General features: G+C 72.8%; 2 protein-coding genes. Both read right to left on the bottom strand.

Features of this window, described 5'->3' with window-relative positions:
• Positions 1–196: 196 nt before the first annotated feature.
• Positions 197–10,183: a type I polyketide synthase gene (locus H504_RS0109085; protein ID WP_026422531.1), complete on the bottom strand. Its 9,987-nt coding sequence runs from the start codon at positions 10,181–10,183 to the stop codon at positions 197–199.
• A 160-nt stretch (positions 10,184–10,343) separates the two neighbouring features.
• A partial coding sequence (locus H504_RS34030) for a beta-ketoacyl reductase (RefSeq protein ID WP_157440301.1) occupies positions 10,344–11,691 on the bottom strand: 1,348 nt, incomplete at its 5' end.

The raw sequence follows: 11,691 nt of genomic DNA, 5'->3' as shown, positions 1-11,691 counted from the left end.
TTGGCATTGTGGACAAGTTGTCCACAAGTCGGTCGGATACCCACAGCCACAACATGTTTCGCCGAAGTGTCTTGTGGGAGGGGCAGACTGGTCGCCAGGCGCAGCTCCACGGCAAACGAAGGGAGAGGGACGAACGAAGCGGAGAGCCGCTCGGGTGGGGTGCTGGGCAGGCGGTGCGCCGAGTGGGGTGCGGGTGTCATGACGAACCCAGTTCGTTGTCGATGAAGGCGAACATCTCGGCGTCGCTGGCCTCGGCGAGGGGGGCGGTCGGGGTGGCGCCGGTTGTGGCGGTGTTGTCGTGCCGGGCGAGCAGGGCCTGGAGGCGGGCGACGGCGCGGGCCCGGAGGTCCGGGTCGGCGGTGGCGAGATCGGATTCGAGGTGGTCAAGATGGGTGATCAGGGCGGGGACCTGGTCCGCGGTGAGGCGGGTGTGCAGATGAGCGGCGAGTTGGCTCGGGGTCGGGTAGTCGAAGACGAGGGTCGTGGGGAGCCGGAGGTCAGTCGCGGCGGCGAGCTGGTTGCGCAGCTCGATCGCGGTGAGCGAACTGATCCCCAGCTCGGTGAATCCGCGGTCCGCGGTGACGGCGTCCGGGCCGGGGTAACCGAGCACGGCGGCGGCGTGGTCACGCACCAAGGCGAGCAGCATGTCCTGTTGCTCGGCATGAGTTCGGCCGGTGAGCCGGGTGCCCAGGTCCACCTCGACCTGGCGCGGCGCGACCGGGACCAGCGACCGGAGCAGCGGCGGTACCGCGCCGCGAGCACGCAGGCCGGGCAGGTCGAGGCGGGCGGCGACGATGTGTGGGCGGTCGGCACCGATCGCGGTGTCGAACAGGGCCAAGCCCTCCGCGTCGGAGAGCGCGGGGCCGGTGCGGTCGGCTGCGGCGGTCATGCCGGTCTCGCGTGCCCACAGCCCCCACGCGATCGACACGGTGCGCAGGCCACGGGCAGCGCGATCGGCGGCGAGCCCGTCCAGGTGGGCGTTCGCGGCGGCGTAGTTGGCCTGGCCGGGGGTGCCGAAGGTGGCGGCGCCGGAGGAGAACAGGATGAGGTCGGCGTCGCCCGCCAACTCGGCGAGGTGGGTGGCGGCGAGCTTGGGGCGCAACACGGTGGACAACCGGTCCGGGGTCAACGCCTCCAGCACGCCGTCGGCCAACACCGCGGCGGCATGGATGACGGTGTCGACGTGGTGGTCGGCGAAGACGGCGGCCGAGGCGTCGCGGTCGGCGACGTCGCAGGTCAGGACCTCAACGGGAACACCAAGGTCCGGCACGGTGTCCAGGCCGCGGCGGCTGAGCAGCAGCAGGCGGCTGACGCGGTGCCGGGTGGCGAGGTGTTCGGCCAACAGCAGGCCGAGACCGCCCGTACCGCCGGTGATGAGCACGGTGCCTTCGAGAACGCGGGGTGTGCCGGTGGCCCGGACCAGGCGCGGCACGTGGGGGACGCCGGAGCGGAGCGAGACCTCCGGCTCGTCGGGGAGCGCGGCGAGGCCCTCGACCCCGTCGACCAGGGTGAAGCGGCCGGGGTGCTCGGCGATCGCGGAACGGACCAGGCCGCGGTCGGCGGGGCAGTCGGTGAGGACGATGGCGCGGCCGAAGCGCTGGTCGGCGAGGAACGCCTGGAGGGTCACCAGCAGACCGTTGACCCGGGTCTCGACGTCGTCGCCCGCGAGGGTGAGCACGACAGCCTCCGGGTTCGGCATGCCCGCGTCCACCGCCTCGACGAGCGCGGCGAAGTCGGGATGCCAGTCGACGGGGACGATCGGGGCGAGGTGTTCGGCCGCGCCACGCGGATCCGGGCCGATGACCGCCCACGATCCCGGGACCGGACCTGGGGTGGCGGGCACCCAGTCGACCGCGTACAGCGAGTCGGACGGGCGGGTGGCGAGCTGGTCGGCGGACACCGGTCGCAGCACCAGACCGTCCACAGTGGCCACCGGCGCACCGGTGCCGTCGGCGATGTCGAGACGCACCGAGTCGGTGCCGGTGAGGCGGACCCGCAGAGTCGACGCGCCAGCGGCATGCAGGGTGACCCCGGTCCAGGCGAACGGGAGCAGCACACCGGACTGGTCCGGGCGCAGTGCGCCGAGGGCGTGCAGGGCGGAGTCCAGGAGGGCCGGGTGCAGGCCGTAGCTGTCGCCGTCGGGGCCGGAGACCTCGGCGTAGACCTCGCCGTCGCCTTGCCAGAGCGCCCGGAGTCCCCGGAACGCGGGACCGTAGCCGTAGCCCGCTTTGGCGGCGGCCGGGTAGAAGTCGCCGATGGCGACCCGCGTGGCGGGCGGCGGCCACTCGGTCAGCGGTTCGCCCGGCCGAGTGTGGTCGGACAGGGTGCCTGCGGCATTGCGGATCCAGGTCTCGTCCGGCCGCGAGTAGATGCCCACCTCGGTGCCCGACACCACGACTTGGACGGCCACGTCACCCAGGACCAGCGGGGCCTCGATGGTCAGCTCGGTCAAGGTGGTCAGGCCGACTCGGGCGCCCGCGTGCAGCGCCAGTTCGACGAACGCGGCCCCGGGGAGCAACACGGTCCCCAACACGGCGTGATCGGCCAACCAGGGCTGGACGAGGGTCGAGAGCCTGCCGGTCAACACGAGGCTGTCGGTACCGGCGACCGGGACCGCCGCCCCGAGCAGCGGGTGCTCGGCCACCCCCAGGCCAACGGCGGTGACGTCACCGGGGAGTCGCACGGGGTCCGGCCAGAACCGGGTGCGTTGGAACGGGTAGGTCGGCAGGTCGACGAACCGGCCGCGGGGCAGCACCCTCGACCAGTCGACCGGGACACCGGTCACCCAGGCCTCGGCAAGAGCGGTGTGCCACCGGTCCAGGCCGCCCTCGTCGCGCCGCAGCGTCCCGAGCACGGCGCCGGTGCCACCGTCCAGCGTCTCCTGCAGGCCGGTGGCGAGCACGGGGTGGGCGCTGACCTCGACGAACAGCGTGTTCCCCGCTCGCAGCAGTGCCCGGGTGGCTTCCTCGAACCGGACGGTGTCGCGCAGGTTGTCGTACCAGTAGCGGGCGTCGAGCCGGTCGGTGGCGATCTGGTCGCCGGTGACGGCCGAGTAGAACGGCAGCTCGCCGATCCGGGGCGTCACCGGGGCGAGGTCTCGCAGCAGGCGGTCCTCGATGCGTTCGACGTGGGCGGAGTGCGAGGCGTAGTCGACCGGGACCTGCCGCGCCCGCAGCGACTTCTCCGCGCAGACGGCCAGCAACTCGGCCAAGGCCCCGGCGTCTCCGGAGACCACTGTGGACAGTGGGCCGTTGACGGCGGCGACCGAGAGCGGCAGTCCGGCGATGAGGTCGGCTGCGTCGGCCATCGACACCGCGAGCGACACCATCCCGCCGCCGCGCAGTTCCTCGGCGATGGCCCGGCTGCGCAGGGCGACGATCCGCGCCCCGTCGGCCAGGCTCAGGCCGCCCGCGACCACGGCGGCGGCGATCTCGCCCTGGGAGTGCCCGACGACGGCGGACGGCTCGACCCCGGCCGACCGCCACAGCGCGGCCAGCGACACCATCACCGCCCACAGCGTGGGCTGCACGACGTCGACCCGGTCCAGGTCGTCCCCGGTGAGGGCATCGCGCAGCGACCAGTCGACGAAGGGCGCCAGCGCCTCGGCGCAGGCGTCGATGGCGGCGGCGAACGCGGGCTGTTCGAGCAGGCCGACCGCCATGCCCGCCCACTGGGAACCCTGCCCGGGGAAGACGAACACAACCCCGCCGCGCCCGGCCGTGCCGGTGACCGCCCCGGCTGCGCCGTCGGCCACGGCCGCCAACCCGGCCTGGTCGAACACGACCGCCCGGTGGTCGAGGTGGGCTCGGCCGGTCGCCAGGGTCCAGGCCACGTCGCCGGACGAGCCTTCCACAGTGGACAGTGTGCGGGCGGTGGCCCGCAGCGCGGCCGAGGAGGTCGCGGACAGCACCCAGGGCGCGGGCTTCGCGGCGCGGCCGAGTTCGGCCGAGTCGAACTCCTCGATGACCAGATGCGCGTTGGTGCCGCTGACGCCGAAGGACGAGACCGCGGCCCGGCGGGGGTGACCGTTGCGCTCCCACGGCACCGGCGAGGTCAACAACTCGACCGAGCCGGAGGACCAGTCGATGTGCGGGGACGGTTCATCGACGTGGAGCGTCTTGGGGAGGACGCCGTACCGCATGGCCTGCACCATCTTGATGACGCCACCGACCCCGGCGGCGGCCTGGGCGTGGCCGATGTTGGACTTCAGCGACCCCAGCCACAGCGGCCGGTCCCGGTCCTGCCCGTAGGTCGCCAGCAACGCCTGGGCCTCGATCGGGTCACCGAGCGTGGTCCCGGTGCCGTGCGCCTCCACCGCGTCCACATCGGACAGATCGATCCCGGCGTTCGCGACGGCCTGGCGGATCACACGTTCCTGCGCGGGCCCGTTGGGCGCGGTCAGGCCGTTGGAGGCGCCGTCCTGGTTGACGGCCGAGCCCTTGACCAGGGCGAGCACGGGGTGGTGGTGCTTGACGGCGTCCGAGAGCCGCTCCACCAGCAGCAGGCCGATCCCCTCCGACCAGCCGGTGCCGTCCGCGGCCGCGGCGAACGACTTGCACCGGCCGTCGAAGGCCAGCCCGCGCTGGCGGCTGAAGTCGACGAACACGGCGGGCGTGGACAACACCGTCACCCCGCCGGCGAGCGCCAGGTCGCACTCACCGGACCGGAGTGCCTGCGCGGCCAGGTGCAGGGCCACCAGGCTGCTCGAACACGCGGTGTCGATCGTCATCGCCGGGCCTTCCAACCCGAACGTGTAGGACACCCGACCGGCCAGCACGCTGCCGGAGGTGCCGGTGCCGAGGTAGCCCTCGACGCCATCGGGCAACACCGGCATGGTGGCCGCGTAGTCGTGGTACATCAGGCCCGCGAACACGCCGGTCCGGGTGCCGCGCACCGAGGTCGGGTCGATGCCCGCGCGCTCGAAGACCTCCCAGGAGGCCTCCAGCATCAGCCGCTGCTGCGGGTCCATCGCCAGCGCCTCGCGCGGCGAGATCCCGAACAGCGACGGGTCGAAGGTATCGGCGTCGTGGACGAAACCACCTTCGAGCACGTAGGACTTGCCCGCCGACTCTGGATCAGGGTCGTACAGGCCCTCGGTGTCCCAGCCGCGGTTGGTCGGAAATGGCGTGATCGCGTCGCCGCCCGTCGACACGAGTCGCCACAGGTCGTCCGGGCTGTCGACCCCGCCGGGGTAGCGGCAGCTCATGGCCACGATCGCGATCGGCTCGTCGGCGACCCGGGTGGCGGTGACCGCCACGGTCGGCCCCGAGGCGCCGAGCAGCCGGGGAAGCAGGTGGTCGGCGAGGACGCGCGGGGAGGGGTGGTCGAAGACCAGGGTGGCCGGGAGCCGCAACCCGGTCACGGCGCCGAGTTGGTTGCGGAGTTCGACGGCGGTCAGCGAGTCGAATCCGAGGTCCTTGAACGAGCTGTTCGGCTCGACCAGGTCGACCGACCCGTGGCCCAGCACGGCGGCGACTTCGGCGCGCACGACCCCCAGCAGCGTCTGGCGCCGATCAACCTCACCGAGGCCAGCCAGGCGGGCGCCCAACCCGGCGGTCGGAGCAGCCTCGGCACGACGGGCGCGACCGCGGACCAGGCCGCGCAGCAAGGGCGGCACCACCCCGTCAACCTGGGCGGGCAGGTCGAGTCGCAGTGCGATGACGTGCGAGTCCGTCCCGGCGAGGGCGGCGTCGAAGAGGGCCAAGCCTTCCGCGGTGGTGAGAGCGGCACCCGCGCGGGTGATGCGAGCGCGTTCGATGCCGTCGAGTCGGCCGGTGATGGCGCTGGCCTGCTCCCACAGGCCCCACGCGACCGAGACAGCGGTGCGGCGGCGGTGCGCGATCGCGTCCAGGACGGCGTTGGCGGCGGCGTAGTTCGCCTGGCCCGCGGCACCGAAGGTGGCCGAGGCGGAGGAGAACAGGACGAACGGCACGTCGTCGTCGACCAGGTCGTCCAGGTGCTGGGCGGCGATCGCCTTGGCCAGCACGGAGTCGATCCGGTCGGGGGTGAGGCTGTCGACCATGCCGTCGTCGGTGATTCCGGCGGCGTGCACGACGAGGGCGATGGTGCGGCCTTCGAGTGCGGCGCGCAGGGATTCGCGGTCGGCGACATCGCAGGCGACGACCGTGCAGGACGCGGTCTCGACACCCAGGTCGGTGCCCGCGAGTGGGCCGCGCCTGCTGAGCAGCAGCAGGTCCCGGGCACCGTGCTTCTCGACCAAGTGGCGGGCGACCAGGCCGCCGAGGGTGCCGGTGCCACCGGTGATCACGACCGTGCCGCCGGGCAGCGGCGTCGGGTCCGGTCGGGTGGTGATGCGAGCGAGCCGGGGCACGAAGGTCTTACCGTCGCGGACGGTGAACTGGGTCTCGTCGGTGTCCAGACCGGCGAAGGGTTTCTCGGCGTTGGCGAGGACGAATCGGCCGGGATGTTCGGTCTGGGCGGCGCGCACGAGTCCCCAGACGGCTGCAGCGGCGGGATCGGTCGGGTCGTTGGTGCGGACGACCAGGCGGGACTCGGCGAACCGGTCGTCGAGCCATGTCTGCACCAGAGTGAGCGCTCGCTTGGTCGCGGCGGCGACGTCGTTCTCGTCGATCCGCACCGCCACCAGCGGTGGGACGTCGACCAGGTCGGCGGGGTCGTCGACCAGGGTCCACGGGACGACCTCGCCGGTCAGCGGCACCCAGTCGATCCGGAACAAGGTGTCGCGGGGCAGGGTGTCGGCGGCCGCGACGGCGGCAGGGCGCAGCACCAGCGCGTCCACGGTGAGCACCGGGGCGCCGGTGGTGTCGGCGGCGGCCAGCGACACCGAGTCGGGGCCGGTGGCGGCCAGCCGGACGCGGAGCGCGGTGGCGCCGACGGCGTGCAGGGCGACACCCGACCAACTGAACGGGAGCCGGACCGCGCCGCCGTCGAGCAGCGAGCCGACCGCGATGGCGTGCAGGGCGGCGTCCAGCAGCGCGGGGTGCAGGCCGAAGCGATCACCGTCGCCGTCCAGGGTGATCTCGGCGAACACCTCGCCGTCTCGCCGCCATGCCGCGGTCAAGCCCTGGAACAGCGGGCCGTAGCCCAGTCCGGCGGTCGCCGCGACCGCGTAGAAGTCCGACACGTCAACGGGTTCGGCCTGGGGCGGCCATTCGTCGAAGGTGGTGCCGCCCGCGCGCGGCGGGGCAAGCACGCCGGTGGCGTGGTGGATCCAGTCGCCGCCGTCGGGGCGGGAGTGGACGGCCACCGAACGGAGTCCACCGGTCTCAGGGCCGACCTCGATCTGCAGTTGGACGGCGCCTCGGTCGGGGACGATCAGCGGGGTGCTCAGGGTCAACTCGTCGATGACCGGGCACCCGACCTGGTCGCCCGCGCGGAGGACCAGGTCGACGAACGCGGTGCCGGGGAGCAGCGCGGTGCCGTGTACGCGGTGCTGCGCGAGCCAGTCCTGGGTCGACGAGGAGAGCCTGCCGGTGAGGACCAGCCCGTCGCTCCCGGCCAGGGAGACCATCGCGCCGAGCAGGGGATGATCCGCGGCGGCGAGACCGGCGGCGGTCACATCACCGGCCGTGTTGAGCGCGGGCCAGTACCGCCGGCGTTGGAAGGCGTAGGTGGGCAACGGGACGACTCGGGCGTCCCACGGGGCGTAGATGCCGGTCCAGTCCAGGTCGACCCCGGCGACGTGGAGTCGCGCGACGGCTCGCAGCAGGGTTTCCACGCCTGGGCGACCCCCGCGCTGCAGGGCCACGGCCCCAGCACCGATCAGGGCGCTGAGCACGCCGTCGGGGCCGAGTTCGATGAAGCTGGTCGCGCCCCGCTCGCGGGCCCGCGTGGCGGCGGCGTGGAAGCGGACGGTGGAGCGGACCTGGCGCACCCAGTACTCCGGGCTCGTCATATCGCCGTCCACTGTGGACATGATCGGGACGGCGGGCTGGTGGTAGGTCAAAGTCGCGGCGACGGCGGCGAAGTCGGCCAGCATGGGGTCCATCTGGCGGGAGTGGAAGGCGTGCGAGACGGTCAACCGCTTGACCCGTCGACCTTCCGCGCGCCAGCGGTCTTCCAGGCGTTGGATGTCCGGCCCGTCGCCGGACACGACGAGGGATCGTTCGCCGTTGACCGCGGCGAGATCGACACCGTCGAGGTCAAGTTCGTCCTCGGCGGCTTCGACCGCCAGCATCGCGCCGCCTGCGGGCAGGGCCGCCATGAGCTTGCCGCGCGCGGCGACCAAGGTGCAGGCGTCGTCCAGGGAGAGCACCCCGGCGACGTGGGCGGCGGCAAGCTCACCGACGCTGTGGCCGAGCAGCATGTCCGGGCGCAGGCCCCAGGATTCGAGCAGGCGGAACAGTGCGACCTCGACCGCGAACAAGCCTGCCTGCGCGTGATCGGTGCGGTCGCTGGCGAGGATCACGTCGGCGGGCAGACCGATCCGCTCGACCACGGCGTCAAACGCTTGCGCGAACACCGGGTAGGTCGCGTGCAGGTCCTGCCCCATGCCGGGGACCTGCGCCCCTTGGCCGGTGAACAGCAGCGCGGTCAGGCCGGGTTCGACCACCCCGCGCACGACGTCGGCATGGCTGTCGTTGGCCTCGATCGCGACCAGACCGGCGGTGAACGTGTCCCGGTCAGCGGCGAGGACCACGGCTCGGTGTTCGAAGGACTGCCTGGTTGTCGCCAGGGAGAAGCCGATGTCGAGGAGATCCCCGTCGACGTCGGTCAGGTTGACGGCCTGGGCGACGAGCGCGGCAGCGGTGCGACCGGAGACGGGGAGCGGAACGACGGGTGGTGTGGTGCCTGCTCGGGGGGTGGTCTCGACGGCGGGGGCTTCCTCGACGATCACGTGGGCGTTGGTGCCGCTGATGCCGAAGGAGGAGACGCCGATCCGTCGGATCTGGTCGCCCGCAGGCCAGGGGTGGGCGTCGATCAGCAGCTCGATCGCGCCGGACGTCCAGTCGACGTGCGGGGTCGGCTCGTCGATGTGCAGGGTGCGCGGCAGCAGTTCGTGCCGCAACGCGAGCACCGTCTTGATGATGCCCGCGACGCCCGCGGCGGCCTGGGTGTGGCCGATGTTGGACTTGAGCGAACCCAGCCACAGCGGCCGGTCGCGGTTCTGCCCGTAGGTGGCAAGGAGGGCCTGCGCCTCGATCGGGTCACCGAGCGCGGTGCCGGTGCCGTGCGCCTCGATGGCGTCGATGTCTTCCGGGGAGAGCCGGGCGTTGGCCAGGGCAGCGCGGATGACCCGCTGCTGCGAGGGGCCGTTGGGCGCGGTCAGGCCGTTCGACGCACCGTCCTGGTTGACGGCCGAGCCGCGGACGACAGCGAGCACGGGGTGTCCGTTGCGGACCGCGTCGGACAGCTTCTCGACGAGGACCATCGCCGCGCCCTCGGCCATGCCCATGCCGTCGGCGCGGGCGGAGAACGCCTTGCACCGGCCGTCGGAGGACAGGCCGCGCTGCCGGTTGAACTCGTGGAAGCCGGTGGGGTGCGGCATGATCGTGACCCCGCCGACGAGCGCCAACGAGCAGTCGTCGGACCGCAGGGCCTGGCAGGCCAGGTGCAACGCGGTCAACGACGACGAGCACGCCGTGTCGACCGTGACCGCGGGGCCCTCCAACCCCAGCGTGTAAGCGATCCGCCCGGACACGACGGAGGTCGCGCCGCCGGTCAGCAGGTAGCCCTCGGAGCCGGCCATGCCCGCCTGCATGCCCGCGCCGTAGCCCTGCCCGTTGGTGCCGACGAACACCCCGGTGCGGCTGCCCTTCAACGCGGCGGGGTGGATGCCCGCGCGTTCGACGACCTCCCACGTGCCTTCCAGCACGAGTCGCTGCTGTGGGTCCATGGCCAGCGCTTCACGGGGGTTGATCCCAAAGAAACCGGGGTCGAACATGCCCGCGTCGTGCAGGAAACCGCCCTGCGCCGAGTCCACCGAGGTGTGGCCGTCCGGGTGGGTCAGCGCTTCGGCGACCCAGCCGCGGTCCGCGGGGAAGTCGGTGATGCCGTCCCTGCCGGCAATCAGGAGATCCCACAGGTCTTCCGGCGACGACACCCCGCCGGGCAGGTGGCAACTCATCGCGACGATCGCGACCGGCTCACGTTCGGCGGACTCGGCGGACCGCAACCGACCCCGGGTGTCGTGCAACTCCGCGATCACTCGGCCCAGGTAGTCCCGCAGCTTGCGCTCGGTGGCCGTGGCGTTGTCGGTCATCCCAGCCCTCCCCGGTCGTTGGCACTGGTTGGCAACCGGCTGTCGGTGTCAGCGGCTCTGGTGTTCGTCGAGCCAGACGTCCACAGTGGACTAGGGATGGGCGCGGACGGGTGGCGCGCGGTGGGCAGGGGCCCGCCGCGCGGCGGGGTGGGCTGCCGGGTCATGTCAGGCCCAGGTCTTTCTCGACCAGGTCGAAGAGTTCGTCCGTGGTGGCGGATTCGAGGCGGTCGAGCAGGTCCGTGGTCGGGGTGGCCGGGCGGTGCGCGGCGAGCAGGGACTCCAGGCGCATCAGCAGTCGGACGCGGGTGATGTCGTCCGGCGGGCGCGTGGTGAGGATCAGCTCGACCTGGTCGAGGTCGGTGGGGGTCGGGTCCTCGTCGGCGGTGGGGAAGGTGCGGGTGTTCAGGTGGGTCGCGAGGGCGACCGGAGTGGGGTGGTCGAAGACGAGGGTGGCGGGGAGCGCGTGACCGGTCTCGGTGGCGAGGCGGTTGCGCAACTCGACCGCGGTGAGGGAGTCGAACCCGAACTCGCGGAAGGCCCGGTCGGGGTCGATGGCGTCCGGGGTGGAGTGGCCGAGGACGACGGCGGCGTGCGCGCGGACCAGGTCGAGGAAGGCGCGGTCGCGTTCCACCGGGGGCAGCGGGGCCAGCCGGGCGCGGAAGCCGGTGGTGGTGATCTCGGGGGCGGCCGGGGCCGCCGCGGGGAGGGCGGCGCGGGCCTCGGGGAGTTCGGTGAGCAGCGGGCTGGGACGCAGGGAGGTGAAAGCTGGGACGAACCGGGACCAGTCGACCTCGGCGGCGGCGACGAAGCTGTCGGCGTGGTCGAGGGCCTGGCGCAGGGCGACCATGGCCGGGCCTGGTGTGATGAGCGGGACACCGCGGCGCAGCATGGGTTCGACGGCGGTCATGGTGACCATGCCACCGCCGTCCCACGGGCCCCAGGCGATGGACAGCACCGGCGCGCCCTCGCTGCGCCGGTGCTCGGCCAAGGCGTCCAGGTAGGCGTTGCCCGCGGCGTAACCACCGTGACGGCCAACCCCCCAGACGGCGGCGATGGACGAGAAGTGGACGACGGTGTCCACCTGGTCGGGGTCGAGGAGTTCGTCGAGGTGGCGGGCACCGGCGACCTTGGCGGTGATGAGGTGGGCGAGGTCAGAGACGCTGGTGTACTCCAGCGGCGCGAGCGTGCCCATGCCCGCGGTGTGCATGACAGCGGTGACCGGGGTATCCAGCTCGGCCAACATGCGGGCAACGTCGGCCCGATCCGACAGGTCGCAGGCGACGACGTCGACCCGGATGCCGCTGGCGCCGCGACCGTCGCGGGTGTCGCTGGCGCCGCGGCTGTCGCGGGTCTCGCGACCGTCGCGGGTCTCGCGGGCATCGCTGGCGGCGCGGGTATCGCGACCGTCGTGGCTGTCGCGACCGTCGCGGGTGTCGCGACCGTCGCGGGTGTCGCGACCGTCGCGGGTGTCGCGACCGTCGCGGGTGTCGCGACCGTCGCGGGTGTCG

Source organism: Actinokineospora inagensis DSM 44258 (assembly GCF_000482865.1).
GTDB lineage: Bacteria > Actinomycetota > Actinomycetes > Mycobacteriales > Pseudonocardiaceae > Actinokineospora > Actinokineospora inagensis.
The sequence above is the reverse complement of the archived record's forward strand: the minus strand, read 5'-3'. Positions and strand labels throughout refer to the sequence as shown.

Excerpts from the sequence above, each read along its gene's own strand:
- H504_RS0109085 (WP_026422531.1), bottom strand. The coding sequence starts at position 10,183 with ATGACCGACAACGCCACGGCCACCGAGCGCAAGCTGCGGGACTACCTG.